We start from the raw sequence: 17,652 nt of genomic DNA, 5'->3' as shown, positions 1-17,652 counted from the left end.
TTGCTGTAGATGCAATTTTGCTAATACGCATGAGTTCGTCACGAGAAATGCTGATTGGGTTTTGAAAGCGGTTTTGGTTCCATAGTTGGAAAATAGCCATGTAGAGGCTTATGTGGGTGGGGTTGAGGTCGTAATCGGCGCTTACTTTTTCGAAGAAGCCGGTTAGGTGTTTGATGTAGTTCATGATTGAGTGATTAGTGAATAGTAATTAGTGACTAGTGCAGCTTGAACCTTGTTCAAGATTAATCTAGCTATGTAGGTGATTTCTCGGCAAGCTCGAAATGACAGAATCAATTTTCGATTTACAGGTACATACTTCACAAGTACCGTTACAGGTGTTTGTGTTTTCATTCATATTACTTTTCTAGCATTTTTACGATGTCTTCGTAGTTGTAGTAAATTATTCCACCGATGCGTTTGTACTTTAATATTCCTTTGATGCGTAGGCTTTGTAAAGTGCTTGGGGAAATTTTTAGTATTTCACGGACTTCGGTTGATTTGAGCCATTGTTTGGTTGGCGTTTCGGTGGTTTTTGAGTTTTTGATTTCGTTTAAAAGTAGATTTCCAAAGTTTAGCAAATCTCGTTTAGTTACCATTTGGTGGTTAAGTAATTCGATGTTGTCTGTTTCAGGGAACAGGGCTTTGTGATTGAAGTTCATAATGCTATGTTTTGAAGTTATTTGGTACAAAACAATTGCATTTGAAAAAGAAAAGTTCCCAAGTTGGTACCAACTTGGGAACGATTTTTATATGATTTGGTTGTTTTTTGTAGGTTTTAGTTTAAATCGTTTTCGATTTTAGTTTCCAAAAGCTTTTGTAAATGACTTAAAAATCGAGTTTGATCTGTTTTGCGTTTTTTAATAGCATTGAAGTTTCCGTAGATGTTGTCTTCTAATTCTATTTGAAACGCTTTTTCAAAAACATAGGTGATTTCTTTGATATCAGCTTGACCATTATCAAAAACGTTAAATTCGTGTAACGCATAAATGAGTTCGATTAAATCGATTTTTTTGGCTGTCCAGTGTAGATTGGAATGGAATTGATTGTTGGTGATTGCACATGATTGATTTAAACTATCAATACGGTTTTCGATGTGTAACACGAGTAATTCATAAGCAATTACTTCCGCTAATAAAAAATCATGCGAAGTACATATTTTAGCATCATGAATAATCACGGAGCAATCATTTAAAAAAATGTCTTTGTACTGTTTCCTGGAAAAATACAATTCATCAAAATGGGTGGATTGGCTTTTAATGTATTTGATGAATTCTCTGTTTTTTCTATGAAACTGATTGATTGCATCTACCTTTTTTTCATAATGTTTTACCCTCTTGTTCTTGTCCAAGGGAAGAGTTGCAACAAGTAAAAGTATTTCTTTATAGAAAATAAGTTTAGCAACAATGTTGGGTTTGATTTCTTTGAAGAATTTGATTTCTTCTTGAACGGTTTCGAAGACGTGATGTTTAAGCCAGTCGGTTAATTGTTTTAAAATGTCTTCTATGAAAATAATAATCTTTTTTGCTTTTTCTACTTCATTAGAATTTGAGTTAAGGATTAGAGAAAGTTCGTGTTCAAAATCTACCAAAGAGTTGTTTTTTATAGTTGTTATCATAAAAAAATAGATTTTAGTTTGTCAAATTAAACTAAAATCTATTAAAATTATTGCCAAATAAATACTAAAAATATTACAATATTCTCAAAATTTTAGTAATTCACTGATTTACTTTGAGTTTGAGTATTAGCATTGAATTTTGCTTTTAATATTTGCATATCCTCACTAATTTTCTTGTCTAAAATCTTAGCGTAGCGTTGTTTTTCATAGGTTTATATTAAATTCAATAATTTAGATTTAACCCTACTCCAAATCCCATATCACTATCGTAATGGGTTCTTAGGCTGAGATTTCGTTTTAGGATGTATCTTGCTTCTAACATGTATTCGGTATCGGTATTAACCATGAACCCCATTCGCAATCGCTTGGACACTGGGATATCTTCTCTCATTAACTGCAATCTTAGATTTCCATCTTGAAACACTTCAGCTTGGAATTGTAATAGCATTGGTAAGGTGTATGCAAAACCGGCACTGAAAACGGCTCTGTGGTCTTTAGTGTTTTTTTGTCCGAATATATTTTTTTCTACTTCTCCTTCCATATCTCGGTAACGCCAATCGAAACCAATAAACGGCATAAACCATTGCATTTTACCGATGTATCTCCCCAAGTGGAATTCGGCTTCATAACCGTGCATATCGTTGTATCCTAATCTCCATTCTGCACCTAAACTCCAACGGGTATTTTGTACCATTGCCATACCATCGTTACCATTGGTAGCAAAATCGTTTTCAGCCATAAAGTGAAAAGCTCTGTCATCAGCAAATAATTTGCGTTGGGCTAATTTTGGATTAGGAATTAATGGATTGGGTTCTTGATTTTCATACGTAAAAATTCTTCCCATGCCTGCCATCATGTGATACAAGATGTGACAATGAAAAAACCAATCGCCCTCAACATTAGCATTGAATTCTATTACATTGGTTTCCATTGGCATTAAATCCATTACGTTTTTTAAAGGTGCATAATCCCCTTGTCCGTTAATGATTCTAAAATCATGTCCGTGCAAATGCATGGGATGGCGCATCATGGAACCGTTGTAGAGCGTAATTCTAACATTTTCGCCTTTCTTAATTAAGATTTTATCGGTTTCTGAAATTACTTTGTTGTCCATGCTCCAAACATAACGGTTCATATTTCCTGTAAGCTCAAATCGAAGTTCTTTAACTTCTACATCTTTTGGTAGCGCTGTTTTTTCTGTGGCTTTTAGCATAGCATAATTAAGTGTGGTGATGTTCGCCAATGCATTAGCATCATACTTATTATGTTTTGAATGTTCTTGATGCATTTCCGTTTTAGGAGTTGCATCTTTACTTTTTTCTATTTCTTCACCCGTAATTTCAGGATACATAACTACGTTCATATCCATTTGATTTAATGACATGCTCATTCCCATATCGTCTAACTCACCGTTCATTTTCATCATGTCGTTCATCATCTTCATCCCCTCAAAATATTTTAATTTTGGCAAAGGTGAAATCAATTGTTTGATACCGTTTCCAATGTAAAGGGATGCGGATTTTGTTCTATCTTCGGCAGTAGCTAAAAATTCATATGACGTATTATTGGCTGGAATTGTGACTATGACATCATAGGTTTCTGAAACAGCAATTAGTAATCGATTTACTTCCACAGGTTCTACATCATTACCATCACTAGCTACTACCGTTATTTTTCCACCGGCATAGGTTAACCAAAAATAAGAGGAAGCACCGCCATTAGCAATACGCAGTCGGACTTTATCGCCTCCTTTAAACTGTGCTAATTGGCTTTCGTTTTTTCCGTTGATTAGAAACTTTTCGTAATAAACATCGCTCACATCCATGGCATTCATACGTTTCCACTCGTTACCCAATTTGGTTTTGAAATGTCCTTGCTTGATAGCTTCACTATAACTTTGTGTTGAGCCTTTTTTTATGGCAAACCAATCGGAAGCGTTGTGTAACATTCGGTGAACGTTTTCGGGTTTTAAATCGGTCCATTCGCTTAAAATTAAAGGAACAGTTGGTAAATCATCGATACCTTTTCTAAAAGTAGGATCGTTTTCTTTTTTATTCATAATGAACATACCATACATTCCGATTTGTTCTTGTAATCCTGAGTGTGAATGATACCAATGCGTTCCGTTTTGGATGATGGGAAATGTATATTTATGCGTTGTGCCAGGTTGAATGGGCATTTGGGTTAAATTCGGTACTCCATCTTCTTTGTTAGGTAAAAATAATCCGTGCCAATGCAACGAAGTAGTTTCATTTAATTCGTTATGTACGTAAATTTCGGCAATATCGCCTTCTGTAAAAGTTAAGGTTGGCATTGGGATTTGACCGTTGACTGCTATAGCTCTTTTTTCTTTTCCAGAATAGTTAACAATTGTATCGCGAACGTATAAATCGTAACGTACTATTTTTTGAGCGAATAAGATTTGTGATACAAAAAGTAATAGTACTATTTGCAACATTTTTTTTGAAAAAATATTTTGTAAATCCATATCTGATATTTTCATTTTAGTTATTTCAAATTTTTGAAAATCAAGCATTTTTGATTTTATTTTTTTAATAGCAATTCCCAACTTGCTATTTTATTGTTCAATGTTTCTATATTTTTTTTCATTTTTTCCTTATCTGCTAATGATACTGCCCTTTTTGCAGCTTCAATAGCACTAGCGTAATCTTTGTTTTCCGATGCTATTTTTTGTCTCAAATTTGGATAATGGAAATTTTGAGGATTTAACTTTTCAGCATCCAATAGCCATTTAATTGCTTGTTTGAAATCTCTATTTGTACTGTAATAATAGTTGGCTGCTTGAAATAATAAGTTGGCATCTTGCGTTTTTCCTTTAACGATATGTTGGTCTATCAACGCTAATAACATATCGTCCTCTTTACTTTTAATTGGTATTTTGACCATAGTATTTTCCCAAAAGATTTTTAGAAATGCTTCACCTTTGCTATTAATGTCATTTAATTCAATTGTAAATGTTTCATAGAAATAGGGACTTTTTTCTGTGGGAACTTTAAAACGCATTACGTCTTTTTTCTCATCATAGCCGGTTTCACCATGTAAAGTTATATCTGTATTAATGATTATTGTCCACTCATTAATTGAAGGAATTGAAAATATTGAATAACTACCCGCTTTTAATATACTATTACCAAAGGAGATATCTTCAGAAGTTGTAATTACGGTACAATCACTTGCACCAGTTCGCCAAAGTTTATCAAATGGCACTAACTCACCAAATATTTTTCTGCCTCTTACTAATGGTCTACTATAGGCTATTTTAATTTTTGCACTGCCGACTTCCTGTTCAAATGATGAAGCAGGACTTGCAGATGTTGTTCTTATTTGAATTTTTTCTTGAGCATTTATTAATAACGCTTGAATTAATAGAAAGCTTGTAAAGATTATTTTTCTCATCTTGTTAGTTAGTTATTTTTTCAATTTTAAAACCAGCCTTTTCAACTGCTGCTACTATTTCATTCTGATTTAAAGATTGTGTTTCAATAGTTAAAACTTTATCCTTATTTTGGACATCAACTTCCCAGTTTTCTATCTCAGAAATCTCATTTAATGTGGGTGTAACTTTTGCGACACAGCCCATACAATTTATATTCGTTTTGAATTTAAAAATATTCTTTTCCATTGTTTTATGATTTTAATTAATTATTGAAATATTTAAGCCTTAAACTATTGCCAACAACACTTATACTACTTAGTGCCATTGCTGCTCCAGCAATCATTGGATTAAGTAAAAAACCATTGATTGGGTAAAGAATTCCAGCTGCAATTGGAATACCTACAACATTATAAATAAATGCCCAAAATAAATTTTGTTTTATTGTATTTACAGTGCTTTTTGAGAGTTTTATTGCTGTTGAAATTTTCATTAAGTCGGATGATATAATTGTCATTTTGGCAACATCGATTGCAATATCACTTCCTTTCCCCATTGCAATACTCACATTGGCTTGAGCTAATGCGGTACTGTCGTTAATACCATCACCTACCATAGCTACAATTTTACCTTTTGCTTGAAGTTCTTTTACAAAATCGGCTTTGTCTTTTGGAAGTACTTCACCTTTGAAACTTGAAATTCCTGTTTTTTCAGCAATAGCTTTAGCTGTATTATAATTATCTCCGGTTAACATATGGACTTCAATACCCATTTTTTGTAATTCCTTAATTGCTTCAATAGAAGTTTCTTTAATCTCATCTGCTATAGCTAAAACTACTAAAGCTTTTTTGTCATCCGCAAACCATATAACTGTTTTTGCTTCATGCAACCATTTATCTGCTTGTTCCTTTAAGGAATTGTCTATTAGTATTTGGTTTTCGGTTAATAGTTTTTGATTACCCACTAAATAATTGATATCCTTATAATTTGCTCTAACACCTTTACCTGTTAGACTTTCAATATGATGTATGTGAACCGTATTTATATCTTTTAGATAATTTACAACGGCTTCAGCTAATGGATGCTCAGATTGTTTTTCAATACTTAATAATATTTGTTTTAAGATATCATTTTCATCCAACCATTTACTATTGGTTACAGTAGGTTTTCCATAGGTAATAGTTCCTGTTTTATCCAGAATTATAGCATCTACTTTTTTTGCTAATTCTAAACTTTCAGCGTCTTTAATCAAAATACCTTGCTCAGCTCCTTTACCCACACCAACCATAATAGCTGTTGGAGTTGCCAAACCTAATGCACATGGACATGCAATTACTAAAACTGTCACTAAAGCAAGTATTCCTTGTGTAAATCCATTTTCACCTCCTAAAATTACCCATGATATAAGAGAAAGAATTGCAATTCCTATAACAATTGGTACAAATATACCTGCAATTTTATCCACCAATTTCTGCACTGGAGCTTTACTACCTTGTGCTTCTTGAACCATTTTAATGATTTGAGCCAACATAGTATCTGAACCAATTTTTTCAGCTTTAAACTGGAAACTTCCTTTTTGATTGATTGTTCCTGAAAACACTTTATCATTTACTTCCTTTTTAACAGCTAATGGTTCTCCACTTAACATGCTTTCATCTACAAACGAACTTCCTTGTGTTACTATTCCATCAACCGCTACTTTATCTCCTGGCTTAACTATGATGGTCATTCCAACTTCAACTTGTTCAATAGGTAATGCTATTTGATTCTGTTCAGTATCTAATATGTTAACGGTTTTGGGTTGTAAGCCGATTAACTTCTTAATTGCTGAAGATGTATTTCCTTTAGCATTCTCTTCCAGTAACTTACCTAATAAAATAAAAGCAATTACTACTGTTGCAGATTCAAAATAAACATGAGCGTGTAATCCTTTTGAATGCCAATAATCTGGGAAAAGAGTATTGAATACACTAAATATATAAGCAACACCTGTACTTAATGCAACTAGTGTGTCCATATTGGCAGACCCATGTTTAGTTTGCTTCCAAGCATTTATAAAAAAGTCTTTACCAAAACCTAAAATTACAGGAGTTGATAACACCCACATAATGTAATTAGCGTAAGGAATATCCATAAAAAACATGGCTATAAATACTAGTGGTAATGTCAAAAAAACAGCTCCAATTGTTTTCTTTTTTAGTAAATTATATTTTTTTTGGTGAAGTTCTTCTAAAGTTTCAGAATTTTCATTTCCTTCCTCAATAAATAAATCATAACCAATGCTTTGAACTGCTTGACGCATTTGATTTACTGTAACTAAACTCGGAATATATTCAACTGTTAAAGTGGCTGTTGCATAATTAACTTGTGATGAAACAATACCAGGTAAAAATTTTACGATGCTTTCTGTACTAATCGCACATGAAGCACAAGTCATTTGAAGCACCGGAATTGTCTTTTTTATTGTTGTTACTTCATATCCTAAATCACGAATAGTTTTTACAACATTCGGAATAACTTCTTCAGGTTTATCTGTTTCAATAACTGCTCGATTGTTATTTAACTCTACAGTATGACTTGTAATGTTTTTTACAGACTGTATACCTTTATCAACTATTAAAGCACAGTGCTCACTCTCAACATTTTCAAGAGGAATGTAAATCTGTTTTCTTGTTTCAGTTTTCATCTTTATGAGTTTTATTGGTACAAAGTTCTGATGATTGACTTAAGTTGACTTGTATAATTATGGAAATGATTTACACTATTTATAATTTATCGATTTGCGTTCGTTTAGCTTCTTTTATTTGTTTGAAATGCGTTGGTGTAAAACCAGTTATTTTTTTAAATTGGTTACTTAAATGTGCTACACTACTGTAATTAAGTAAATCAGCAATTTCACTAAAACTTAATTCATCATAAATAATAAGCTCTTTAACTTTTTCAATTTTTAGATTTATAAAATACTTTTCTATACTAATACCTTCAATCTCTGAAAATAAATTACTTAGTTTACTGTAATCCTGATTTAGGTTTTCTGAGAGAAATAACGATAGATTTTTATCTAAATCTGCATTTTTATTTTGAACTAAATCAATTAATTTATTTTTGATAAGTTCAATTATTCGACTTCTTTTATCATCAATTACTTCAAAACCAAACTTCTCAAGATTTAATTTAATATCCTTTTTTTGAATATCTGTAATCTCTTGATTCAGTTCAATTTCTCCTAATTCAACTTTTACTAGTGAATATCCTAAATTTTCGATTTCATTTTTAACAACCATTTTACAACGATCGCAAACCATATTTTTAATATAGAGTTTCATTGCCTTTTTATGTTAGAATGTCTTTTTCAAACTACCACAACTCAACATTTCAGCACCATAATAAGGGTTTTTAATTTCCTTAACCTCACTTATCCAAATAGCTCCTTTACCATCATTTGCCATGGGACAGAAATCTTGATATAGTTTTTGCTTTGAACCAAAGGTTATGATTAAATCATTAATGCTATTACTTAGCATAATAAAATGTTCTCTTTGATTATGAATTTTGCCAGAATTATCTCCGATATGCTTTGCATGAACGCTACCTTTTTCTAGTAAATTCAAAAGTTCATTTTTTAATTTTGTATCAAGAGAAGATGTATCAGTACTATTAAATGTTTCTAATAAACTTTTTGCAGCTATAGCAGCTGCTTTAGTATCATCTTTTGTCAAAGCATTTTTAAGTTTTAAATAGGTAGCAATAATTTCTGATGTTGAAAATTGTTTTGTTGATTCTTGAGAAACTTCCGTCTTTTCCTGAACATTTTGAGCTTCAACTGTTGTTGTATCTTTATGTTCGTGTGAACCATCATTGTGATTATGTGTTGCTTCTTTTTGTGGTACAGGCTCCGTTAATTCCATTCCGCATTTTGAACATTCTTCACCCTTTTTTCCTGTAATTTCTGGATGCATAGAACAAGCATACAATTCGTTCGAAGTTGATTTTGTTTCTATACCATCGGTTTCTTTTGCTTTATGATTGCAAGAAGTTATTGTAATTGCTAACAACGCTGTAATAAATAGTGTTTTCATGATAATTGATTTTTAAAATTAATTACTTTGCTTTTTTAAATTGAAGAAAGTATAATACAAATTAAAATACACTCCATTTGGCGCCGAACGCACCATTGAGCTCATTAACTCATGTCTGTAAGCTACATCTACTCTAGCCTGACTATTAAATATAAATTGGATTACAGGCACAACATCCAAATATGATTTACCGTTTTCGTTAATGGTTTGACCTGCAAATTCAACCATTAAATTGATATTGGTTTGTTTGAAACTAGTGTACTTTTTAGGGTACATTAATTTTCCAAAAGAAAGAGTGTAATTAGTGGCATTATCTCCTAATTCGTTTGGAAATGGATAATCTGGTTTGTTGTCAAAAGCTTTCTCAAAACTAATTGATGAACTAATTGCTAATTTTTTAATCAGTTTAGTAGCCACAATTCCAGATTCAAAACCCGTATTATGTCCCATGACTTCAATTTGTTCCTGATGTATGTCGGCATTATTGAAACTATATCTTCCAAAAGCTGCCATACGGAAATGACTGTTTAAATCATCTGTAGAATAAAAACGATATTTGGCATAAAAGCTTCCTCCCTCTGTTACTAAATCATTACTTCTGTTACTCACAAAAGCAGATGCACGAACCATCAAATTTTTATTAATCCCATATGTAACTTCGGGCATCAGATGATAACTATATCCTGATTTAAATTCTTCTTTAAAACGTGATTGAAGAAGATTGACACCTAATGAGTTTGCCGGAACATTACTAGCGGGATCTGTGATTAGAAACAGTTCTTGACTTACACTTTTTTGAATACTGAATAATATTATTAAAATAAAAAACTTTCTCATTAGTTTAAAATTTTAATATGAAAATCATCTTCACTGTTTGCAACATAAGTCGAAATGTCCTTATATGATTTTGATAATTTTTTAAACTCTTTTTCTGTAACATAACCTTTATCAACTACTTGAAATTTAACAACTTCTGTAGTGTCTTTTTTGTCATTTACTAAAATGTAAGGACTTTTACTAATGGTTTCAGCTTTGGCAGTTATCACTAATGATCCAATAAAAAAACCTGCTTTTTCTACTTTTTCCTTAAATGTTTTTGGACTTAATTCATTTCCTTCTTTAAGAGTTACCGTGAATGTGTTAGTATTTAAGTCAGTTTCAACATTGATAACTTCTGGTAATGCTTTAAGTTGCTTATTTATAGCATTTGAACACATTGAGCAAGTTAAACCCGTTGCTCTAATTTCAGCTTTTACAATTTGTGCATTACTTTTTATTGAAAACATCAAAACGATTGATGCAATTACTAGATATACTTTATTTATTTTTTTCATTTTACTTTTCTATTAATTTAATTATTTCTTCTTCTGTTGGATTTTTTGCAATTAGAACACCTTCTTCATTGAATAAAAATTTCGATGGTAATTCCTCTACACCAAATTGTATTGCTGTTTCAGCATCAAAACCTTTTGAGTCTATCAATTGGGTAAATTTAATTTTATCTTTTTCAACAGCTTTTAGCCATTTATTAGTATCTGTATCGATTGATATTCCTATTATTTCTATTTTATCTGAACTAACTTCATTATGTAGTTTTACTAACTTTTTATTGCCTAATCTGCAAGGACCACACCATGATGCCCAAAAATCAATTAATACATATTTCCCTTTAAAAGATGTAATATTTACCTCTGTATTACTAGTACTTTTTAATGCTATTGATGGTATTGTATCTCCAACATCAATCTGTGCAGTGGCTATATTAGTAATTAAAAAAAATGCAAAAATTATTCTTCTCATTTTAGATTATTTAATAGTTTCTACCGTTTTTCCACAAGTTAACATCATTGAGCCGTAGTAAGGATTTTTTACTGCATTTTCTTTACTTAACCAATTTGCACCTTTACCATCATTGTACATAGGGCAATGTTGGAAATAAACTGGAACCTCATACTTTGCAACTTTTAATAATGAATAAATGTCTTTTGATAATGTTGTAAAGTGATTTCGTTGTTTATTAATATCTTTTGATTTTGAAATCAGTTCAGTATCTTTTTTAATTTGATTTACAACTTTCATCCAAACCATATGAACATCCATATCCAATTTGTCCATTTTAACATTGTTTATTGCAGTTAGTAATTCCTTTGAAGCAATTGAAGTTGTGTTACCATCAGAAGAAATCATAGCATCTTTTACCACAAAATAGTTATCAAAAACAACTTTAAGTTGGTTAACTTCTTGAAGTACCATCTTTGAAGTTTCATTGTGGTTTACATGATTATTATGGATTTCAGTAGTTTCTTCCACTTTGATTTCTTCTTTAACTAGAACTTTAGCAACTCTGTCATATTGACAACATCCATGAAGATTGTCATAGACATCATCTGGTGCAAGAAACTTATCACTATCATATCCTGCTAATGCTATTCTTTTTAGTATTTCGTCTGGATTAGTTTTAGTAGTATCATAAGTTAAAGTGGCCATCTTCGAATCTTGATCCCAATCTACTTTAGCTACTTTTTTGATATTTCCTGCATTTTCGATTTTGGTTTCGCACATTCCACAGTTTCCATAAATCTTAACTGTTTCTGTTTTTGCATTTTTAATTTGTGCATTGACAGCAATACTAAGCAATATAAAAGTTGCTAGCATTATATTTTTAAATGAATTTTTCATTTTAATAATGTATTAGTAATCAAAGTGAATTCCTTTGATAAGTTGATAAAAAAATAATGAATAACAGTTTACAAGTCTATCTGCTTGAAATAATTAAAAATAAAAACGGAAAGTAAACTGATGATTAATCTGATAGCAAAATGCTATAAATTTGACACACTAATGGCTGTCAAAAAAAGAATTTAGCCTATTTTAGGTATTAGCCAAATAGAATGAAAACCATCTGAGATTGATGGTGCCGTGTATGAAAACTTAACTTTCTCTATTGAAGAATATTGAATAAAGTTAATTTTAAAAGTAATTTCTGGTATAAAAATGATTGAAGAAGAAGGACAAGTCATAGAACAACCACAATTTGCATGACCACAATCACCTTTACATCCATTTTCATCTTTGCTTTCAGAACTGTCATTACTACAATAACATTTCTTTTCAGTTTTTTTAGATGAAACTTCTTTTTCACAAGAATGTTTTGAATTAGAGTTACCACAAGCCATAGCCGTACTAGGCATTAAAAACATGCCTAGTAAAACTATTAATATTATGTGATATTTTTTCATTTTTAATTTTAAAACATCACAAATGTATAAAAAATGAATTGTTGTTTGTATAAAATATTGTTAAATAGAGTTTTGGCAACTACGTCGATTTACATTGATTGAAAATTTATCTTTAAGTATTTTCATATCCTCACTAATTTTCTTGTCTAAAATCTTAGCGTAATGCTGCGTTGTTTTTAGATTAGTATGTCCTAACATTTTACTTACGGTTTCAATTGGAACTCCGTTACTCAATGTCACGGTAGTTGCAAAAGTGTGTCGGGCAATATGGAATGTTAGTTCTTTATTGATTCCGCAAACCGTTGCAATTTCTTTTAGATACGCATTCATTTTTTGATTAGAAAATATCGGAAGTAATTTATCTTCATTTACACAAACTGGATGATTGGCGTATTTATCAATAATGAATTGGGCCGTCGGTAATATCGGAATTCTAGAACTCGTATCGGTTTTTTGTCGGTTCTTGTTTATCCATTTATCGCCATCGATACCTAGCACAATGTTATCGTTTGAAAGTTGTTTGACATCAATGTAAGCTAATCCCGTAAAGCAGCTGAATATGAAAATATCGCGAACCAATTCTAAACGATCCGATACCAATTCTTTTTCCATCAAATCTTGAATTTCTCTTTCGGTCAAGTATTCACGAATTACTTCTTTGACTTTCGATTTATAATTTGCAAATGGATCCTTCGTAAGCCATCCATTGGCCAAGCAAATATTTATAATCTTATGGAAGTTTTTAATGTATTTTACCGCAGTGTTATTGGCGCATTTTCGGACACTACGTAAATAGAATTCGTATTCCATAATAAACGAATAGTCAATCTTTTCGATACTAATATCTGAAATGTTGTATTTCCATAGCAAGAAATTTTTCGTATGCTTCAATGAAGTTTCATAACGCTCCAATGTACCAGGTGCATATTCTTGCCCAACCAGTTCTTTAATTTTTCGGTTGTGTTCTTCGAATATTGGCATTAAATAACGATCTCTTGCTTTCTTGCCTAAATATTCGTTTTTGAAGTTTTCAAGGTTGATTTTAATTTCACCCATGAATAATCGCTTTTCGATTTCATAGACTTTGTTTTTCAGCAAATCAAGTCGGCTATTTATTGTACGGGCTTCTTCTGAATTGCCCTTCATTTTGCCCATTTCGGTGCCCCATTTCATTTCTTCTACGAAATGACCGGTACTAATATCGAAGCGTTCTCCTTCGATAGTTATGCGTTGGTAAATTGGCATTAGCCCTTGAGAATTGACCTTAGATTTTCTTAAATAGAAAAGGACGGAGATTTTTGTTGTCATAATGGTAACCTTTAAATTGATAATTAATGTACTAAAATTGTCAATATAGGTCAAGATGTTTAATCTTTGAACACCTTATTTTACAAGGGTTAAGAAAAAAATCGGTGCACTTTTTTTGAGCACTACCTAGGTGCACCAAAAGTGCACCTATTATTTGCAAAAAAATGAATAAATTGGCTAAATGGTAAAAAGAAAAAACCCTTTAAATACTAGTATTTAAAGGGTTTTAGTTCATTTTGAGAATTCTCTCGCGGAGAAAGAGGGACTACAACTTTCCAAACTCATAAAAAATCAAAATTACTATTTATATACAAAAAATCAATAAAATCAATACTTTACAAAGGTTTTTAAAATAAAAGGCATTGGATAATATTGGATAAATTAGGATAATTTTTGACAAATGTGGACTAAATGTGGACTAGATTTTGTATCTTTATGGAACATAAAAAGGCAAAAATATGGCATCTATTTATCTACTCCTTCAGAGCAAAAAAAGTCCTGCGGTAATTTACATTCGTTTACGTGATGGACGAACACTTGACATCAAAGCTAAAACAAATTATCATATTGACCCAATCAATTGGGATGATGCAGAACAGCGACCAACAAAGAAAGCTTTAAAAGATATTGATATTGCAAACCTGGATACAGATTTGTCAACATTAAAAAACGACCTATTAAAAGAGTACAACCGAAGCAAGGGCAACAAGGTTATAGATGCTCAATGGTTAAAAGATTTTATCAATCCACCACAGGAACAAGAAAAGCATCCAGATAAATTAGTAGATTATATTGATACTTTCATTGAGTTTAAAAAAGCCGATGTAAAAAGCAGCACTATTACAAAGTGCAATGTTATTAAGCATTTATTAATGCGTTATCAAGAACACACAAAATCAGTTTTATACATTCGTGATATTGATGCTAAATTCAAAATTGACTTTGAAAAATATTGCATTAGTGTTGGTTATGCACCAAACACAACAGCAAGAAACATTCGTTTTATAAAAACATTTTGCCGTCATGCAAAAGCTAACGGAGTAGAAACACATTATCAGCTTGATAGCATCAAAGCAAAATATCATAAAGTTGAAAATATCTATTTAGATGAAAAGGAAATTGCAGAAATAGAAAAACTAAAAAGCAAGGATCTAACCGATGGTTTAGAAAATGCACGTGATTGGTTATTGATAAGCTGTTATTGTGGTCAAAGGGTTTCCGATTTTTTACGTTTTGATAAATCTATGATTAGATACGAAAAGAACAAAGCAGGAGAATTAAAGCCATTAATCGAGTTTACACAGGTTAAAACAGATAAAATAATGACAATACCACTTCATTCAAAAATCATTGAAATAATGAAGAAATACGAAGGTAATTTTCCAAGAAAAATATCAGACCAGCGTTATAATGAACATATCAAAAAAGTATGTGAGAAAGCAAAAATCAACACTCCTACTCACGGCACATTATTCGATCATAAACTAAAAGAAAAAGTTACAAAAGATTATCCAAAACATTTGTTGGTTTCTTCTCATATTGGAAGAAGAAGCTTTGCAACTAATAATTATGGTAAAATTCCAACCTCATTTTTAATGTACATTACAGGGCATACAACAGAAGCAATGTTTTTAACTTACATCGGTAAGAGTAACAAGGATATTGCAATGGAGTTAACAAATTACTTTTAAATTTTAAAGGTTTTTCATACTTTCACATTTTTTAAATAATTACGCAAACTGATGGGTAAGTTAAGCGATAAAGAACAGGAAGTTTTAGACTTCCTGTTGGATTTTGTAAACATGGAAATTTTCAGCATTGAGCAGCAAGAAAGAGACTTGGGCAGACTTGACTATTCTCTATGTTCTGATGATGCCGAAAAACAAACTATAACTACTAAAAAGGTTCAGAAATTCAAAAAAAGACTAAGTAAATGCAATCCAATCATTGCAGGTTATCTTAATGCTTTAACAACTCCCGACCCATTAAATACTGAATTTGAAGAATTACGAGAAATCATCACTAAAAATTTTCTATATACTGAATACTATGAGCTTTTTGAAGAATTAGTAAACAGTGATATTAAAGATTTAGAGCGTTATCAATTTGAAAGTGTTATTGAAAGTTTAGGTTATGATTACAAACCTTTAAAAGACTTTGTTCAAGGGGTTTGTGATGTAAATAGTTATTTCACTTATAAATCATTCCTTGATATTCCAAACGATAGCGAATTAAATTATGATAAAGTAGTTAAGAAACTTAATGATGCTTTTTTCAAATTGGAAGCTTTCATGTCAGGCACAATAAACGATTACAAGCATTTTGATTTTAATACTGCTTTTACAGAGTTGTTTTATTTCACAAGAAAATCAGAAAATTACAATTATGAAAACTGTAAACGTGTTGGGCAATATTGGGGACTAACAGAACAAATCAGAGTTGATTATGATAAAACAAACTTTGATAATGTAAAAGCTTACAACAATAAAGCGTTTTGCCATGATTGTGATGTAATAACTTCAATAGCTTGGGACAGAATTGAAGAATTTAATTCTTTTCAAACTCCAGATGAAGTTGAAGAACAAACAAGAAAAAAAACAATTTCTGATTTAATGAAACCTACAACCAAAAGCCCGGTAGTAGTAAAAGTTGAAAGTAAAGAAACGGAAAACAAATTACCAAGTGAAGATAATCCATATCCTAGAATTTTCACAAGCGTTGGTGCTTATATAAAATTCAAAAATCTTTATGATGAATTTGAAAAGTCCAATCAAAATTTAGCAAATTATAGCTTTGTATTTCATAGGATGAAAAAAGACCATCTTATTTACAAAGACTTAAAGCAATTAGAGTTTATTGATTTCTTATCCTCTTTTGAAATACATCTAGATAGGCTTAAACCAATTAGTCAATTAGGTAATAACGATTTGAGAGAAGGCATTTATAATAGAATTTAAAAGAGCTCAAAACAACCGTGTCATAAAACACACGATTTCATTCAATCCACAACACGACCTCGTTCCAACCTTTGACTTGTTAATCTTAAATATAACAAGTCATGCAAAACAATGCAATTTTACTTCAAACCTTAACTGTTGAGCAACTTCAACAGCTAATAGGTACATCCGTTAGAAACGGTATTCTTGAACTTCAAAAGGAAATTCAAACAAAAGACAATTCAGAAGAATTAATGACCAGAGAAGAAACCTGCCAATTTCTTAAAATTGATAGTAGCACACTTTGGGCATGGACAAACAATGGTAAAGTCAAAGCCTATGGCATAGGTGCAAGACGTTACTACAAAAAGAGTGAAATAATGGAATGTTTAACCCTATTAAAAAAGTAAGCCATGAATAATTTTTATGACGATGCCGAAAAAGTATTAAAAAGGTTAGACGATAGTGTTGCCTTATTAGTTGCACAAATGAAATTGGGTGGCAAATTAGATCCCGAAGATGTTTTTTTTGATAACGGTGAATTTATGAAACTAATGAATATCAGTAAAAGAACAGCACAGGAATGGAGAAACAAGAAGATTATCGAGTTTTCGCAAGTAGGTAATAAAATCTATTACAGACTTTCAGATATCCAAAGATTACTAAATGATAACTATAATTCTAAGTAGTAATGGAACAGATAGCAAATAGTAAACTGATGGTTAGTGTTTATAAAGAGTTCAAATACAATTTAGGAGAAAGAAATCTTTTAGAAGTATTACAGGAAATCAAATCCGATAAATATCAAAGTGAAATAAATTCAATCCGATATGCTTTGCATAAAGGAGATGAAAAAACAGCCGAAGAAATCAAAAGTAATTTATTAGGTTTTACAACTTCTGGAACATTTGGAGAAAGCAGAACCAAAGCAAATATAGTTACCTATTCACAAGTAGTATGTTTAGATTTTGATGATATACCCTTAACTGAAATAAACAATCTTGTAACGCTTGTAAATGGCTGTAGATACACGTTTGCATCATTTATAAGTCCAAGTAACGAAGGTTTAAAAGTATTCATT

At 31.2% G+C, this 17,652-nt stretch carries 19 protein-coding genes and 1 pseudogene; 5 read left to right on the top strand and 15 right to left on the bottom strand.

The window, feature by feature from the left end:
- From M9Q43_RS13810 to M9Q43_RS13740, 15 genes and pseudogenes are all read right to left on the bottom strand, one after another.
- Positions 1–184 (bottom strand): annotated as a pseudogene (locus M9Q43_RS13810) (transcriptional regulator); the annotation flags it as partial.
- A 172-nt stretch (positions 185–356) separates the two neighbouring features.
- Complete coding sequence (locus M9Q43_RS13805) at positions 357–659, bottom strand: helix-turn-helix domain-containing protein (protein WP_262319445.1); 303 nt, start codon at positions 657–659, stop codon at positions 357–359.
- Positions 660–775: 116 nt separating this feature from the next.
- Positions 776–1,615 (bottom strand): RteC domain-containing protein, encoded by an 840-nt coding sequence (locus tag M9Q43_RS13800; protein WP_262319444.1) that lies wholly within the window; start codon positions 1,613–1,615, stop codon positions 776–778.
- 223 nt (positions 1,616–1,838) lie between these two features.
- Positions 1,839–4,103 carry a multicopper oxidase domain-containing protein gene (locus tag M9Q43_RS13795; protein ID WP_408611269.1) on the bottom strand — a complete coding sequence of 755 codons (2,265 nt, stop codon included), beginning with the start codon at positions 4,101–4,103 and terminating at the stop codon, positions 1,839–1,841.
- 56 nt (positions 4,104–4,159) lie between these two features.
- The gene (locus M9Q43_RS13790) at positions 4,160–5,032 is read right to left on the bottom strand and encodes a DUF2911 domain-containing protein (RefSeq protein WP_262319443.1); all 873 of its coding nucleotides are present in this window, start codon (positions 5,030–5,032) and stop codon (positions 4,160–4,162) included.
- A gap of 4 nt (positions 5,033–5,036) precedes the next feature.
- Positions 5,037–5,258 (bottom strand): heavy-metal-associated domain-containing protein, encoded by a 222-nt coding sequence (locus M9Q43_RS13785; RefSeq protein ID WP_262319442.1) that lies wholly within the window; start codon positions 5,256–5,258, stop codon positions 5,037–5,039.
- A gap of 16 nt (positions 5,259–5,274) precedes the next feature.
- Entirely contained in the window at positions 5,275–7,695 is a 2,421-nt protein-coding gene (locus M9Q43_RS13780) for a heavy metal translocating P-type ATPase (protein ID WP_262319441.1), read from the bottom strand.
- Between the two features lie 79 nt (positions 7,696–7,774).
- Positions 7,775–8,335 (bottom strand): AraC family transcriptional regulator, encoded by a 561-nt coding sequence (locus M9Q43_RS13775; RefSeq protein WP_262319440.1) that lies wholly within the window; start codon positions 8,333–8,335, stop codon positions 7,775–7,777.
- A 12-nt stretch (positions 8,336–8,347) separates the two neighbouring features.
- Positions 8,348–9,088: a DUF3347 domain-containing protein gene (locus M9Q43_RS13770; protein WP_262319439.1), complete on the bottom strand. Its 741-nt coding sequence runs from the start codon at positions 9,086–9,088 to the stop codon at positions 8,348–8,350.
- Between the two features lie 18 nt (positions 9,089–9,106).
- Entirely contained in the window at positions 9,107–9,925 is an 819-nt protein-coding gene (locus M9Q43_RS13765; protein ID WP_262319438.1) for a hypothetical protein, read from the bottom strand.
- On the bottom strand, positions 9,925–10,422 hold the full coding sequence (locus tag M9Q43_RS13760) for a heavy-metal-associated domain-containing protein (RefSeq protein ID WP_262319437.1): 498 nt from the start codon (positions 10,420–10,422) through the stop codon (positions 9,925–9,927). The genes M9Q43_RS13765 and M9Q43_RS13760 overlap by 1 nt, the downstream gene beginning before the upstream one ends.
- A gap of 1 nt (position 10,423) precedes the next feature.
- Positions 10,424–10,888: a TlpA family protein disulfide reductase gene (locus tag M9Q43_RS13755; protein ID WP_026726779.1), complete on the bottom strand. Its 465-nt coding sequence runs from the start codon at positions 10,886–10,888 to the stop codon at positions 10,424–10,426.
- A gap of 6 nt (positions 10,889–10,894) precedes the next feature.
- Entirely contained in the window at positions 10,895–11,767 is an 873-nt protein-coding gene (locus M9Q43_RS13750) for a DUF3347 domain-containing protein (protein WP_262319436.1), read from the bottom strand.
- Between the two features lie 182 nt (positions 11,768–11,949).
- Positions 11,950–12,327 (bottom strand): hypothetical protein, encoded by a 378-nt coding sequence (locus M9Q43_RS13745; protein WP_262319435.1) that lies wholly within the window; start codon positions 12,325–12,327, stop codon positions 11,950–11,952.
- A gap of 60 nt (positions 12,328–12,387) precedes the next feature.
- A complete protein-coding gene (locus M9Q43_RS13740) occupies positions 12,388–13,635 on the bottom strand; it encodes a site-specific integrase (protein ID WP_262319434.1) in 1,248 nt (415 codons plus the stop codon).
- A gap of 458 nt (positions 13,636–14,093) precedes the next feature.
- Here M9Q43_RS13740 and M9Q43_RS13735 point away from each other — a divergent pair, with 458 nt between their 5' ends.
- The 5 genes from M9Q43_RS13735 to M9Q43_RS13715 form a co-directional block, all read left to right on the top strand.
- On the top strand, positions 14,094–15,326 hold the full coding sequence (locus M9Q43_RS13735) for a tyrosine-type recombinase/integrase (protein ID WP_262319433.1): 1,233 nt from the start codon (positions 14,094–14,096) through the stop codon (positions 15,324–15,326).
- A 51-nt stretch (positions 15,327–15,377) separates the two neighbouring features.
- A complete protein-coding gene (locus M9Q43_RS13730) occupies positions 15,378–16,592 on the top strand; it encodes a hypothetical protein (protein ID WP_262319432.1) in 1,215 nt (404 codons plus the stop codon).
- Positions 16,593–16,693: 101 nt separating this feature from the next.
- Positions 16,694–16,981 carry a helix-turn-helix domain-containing protein gene (locus M9Q43_RS13725; protein WP_262319431.1) on the top strand — a complete coding sequence of 96 codons (288 nt, stop codon included), beginning with the start codon at positions 16,694–16,696 and terminating at the stop codon, positions 16,979–16,981.
- Positions 16,982–16,984: 3 nt separating this feature from the next.
- The gene (locus tag M9Q43_RS13720) at positions 16,985–17,260 is read left to right on the top strand and encodes a helix-turn-helix domain-containing protein (RefSeq protein ID WP_262318292.1); all 276 of its coding nucleotides are present in this window, start codon (positions 16,985–16,987) and stop codon (positions 17,258–17,260) included.
- Positions 17,261–17,262: 2 nt separating this feature from the next.
- Positions 17,263–17,652: BT4734/BF3469 family protein (locus M9Q43_RS13715; RefSeq protein WP_316044647.1), on the top strand; the 390-nt coding region annotated here is incomplete at its 3' end.

Source organism: Flavobacterium odoriferum (assembly GCF_025499515.1).
Lineage (GTDB): Bacteria > Bacteroidota > Bacteroidia > Flavobacteriales > Flavobacteriaceae > Flavobacterium > Flavobacterium odoriferum.
This window is presented reverse-complemented; position numbering and strand designations above follow the sequence as displayed.

Bases quoted from the DNA above. Each gene is read 5' to 3' on its own strand.
- M9Q43_RS13805 (WP_262319445.1), bottom strand. From the start codon at position 659: ATGAACTTCAATCACAAAGCCCTGTTCCCTGAAACAGACAACATCGAA.
- M9Q43_RS13800 (WP_262319444.1), bottom strand. From the start codon at position 1,615: ATGATAACAACTATAAAAAACAACTCTTTGGTAGATTTTGAACACGAA.
- M9Q43_RS13795 (WP_408611269.1), bottom strand. From the start codon at position 4,103: ATGGATTTACAAAATATTTTTTCAAAAAAAATGTTGCAAATAGTACTA.
- M9Q43_RS13790 (WP_262319443.1), bottom strand. From the start codon at position 5,032: ATGAGAAAAATAATCTTTACAAGCTTTCTATTAATTCAAGCGTTATTA.
- M9Q43_RS13785 (WP_262319442.1), bottom strand. From the start codon at position 5,258: ATGGAAAAGAATATTTTTAAATTCAAAACGAATATAAATTGTATGGGC.
- M9Q43_RS13780 (WP_262319441.1), bottom strand. From the start codon at position 7,695: ATGAAAACTGAAACAAGAAAACAGATTTACATTCCTCTTGAAAATGTT.
- M9Q43_RS13775 (WP_262319440.1), bottom strand. From the start codon at position 8,335: ATGAAACTCTATATTAAAAATATGGTTTGCGATCGTTGTAAAATGGTT.
- M9Q43_RS13770 (WP_262319439.1), bottom strand. From the start codon at position 9,088: ATGAAAACACTATTTATTACAGCGTTGTTAGCAATTACAATAACTTCT.
- M9Q43_RS13765 (WP_262319438.1), bottom strand. From the start codon at position 9,925: ATGAGAAAGTTTTTTATTTTAATAATATTATTCAGTATTCAAAAAAGT.
- M9Q43_RS13760 (WP_262319437.1), bottom strand. From the start codon at position 10,422: ATGAAAAAAATAAATAAAGTATATCTAGTAATTGCATCAATCGTTTTG.
- M9Q43_RS13755 (WP_026726779.1), bottom strand. From the start codon at position 10,888: ATGAGAAGAATAATTTTTGCATTTTTTTTAATTACTAATATAGCCACT.
- M9Q43_RS13750 (WP_262319436.1), bottom strand. From the start codon at position 11,767: ATGAAAAATTCATTTAAAAATATAATGCTAGCAACTTTTATATTGCTT.
- M9Q43_RS13745 (WP_262319435.1), bottom strand. From the start codon at position 12,327: ATGAAAAAATATCACATAATATTAATAGTTTTACTAGGCATGTTTTTA.
- M9Q43_RS13740 (WP_262319434.1), bottom strand. From the start codon at position 13,635: ATGACAACAAAAATCTCCGTCCTTTTCTATTTAAGAAAATCTAAGGTC.
- M9Q43_RS13735 (WP_262319433.1), top strand. From the start codon at position 14,094: ATGGCATCTATTTATCTACTCCTTCAGAGCAAAAAAAGTCCTGCGGTA.
- M9Q43_RS13730 (WP_262319432.1), top strand. From the start codon at position 15,378: ATGGGTAAGTTAAGCGATAAAGAACAGGAAGTTTTAGACTTCCTGTTG.
- M9Q43_RS13725 (WP_262319431.1), top strand. From the start codon at position 16,694: ATGCAAAACAATGCAATTTTACTTCAAACCTTAACTGTTGAGCAACTT.
- M9Q43_RS13720 (WP_262318292.1), top strand. From the start codon at position 16,985: ATGAATAATTTTTATGACGATGCCGAAAAAGTATTAAAAAGGTTAGAC.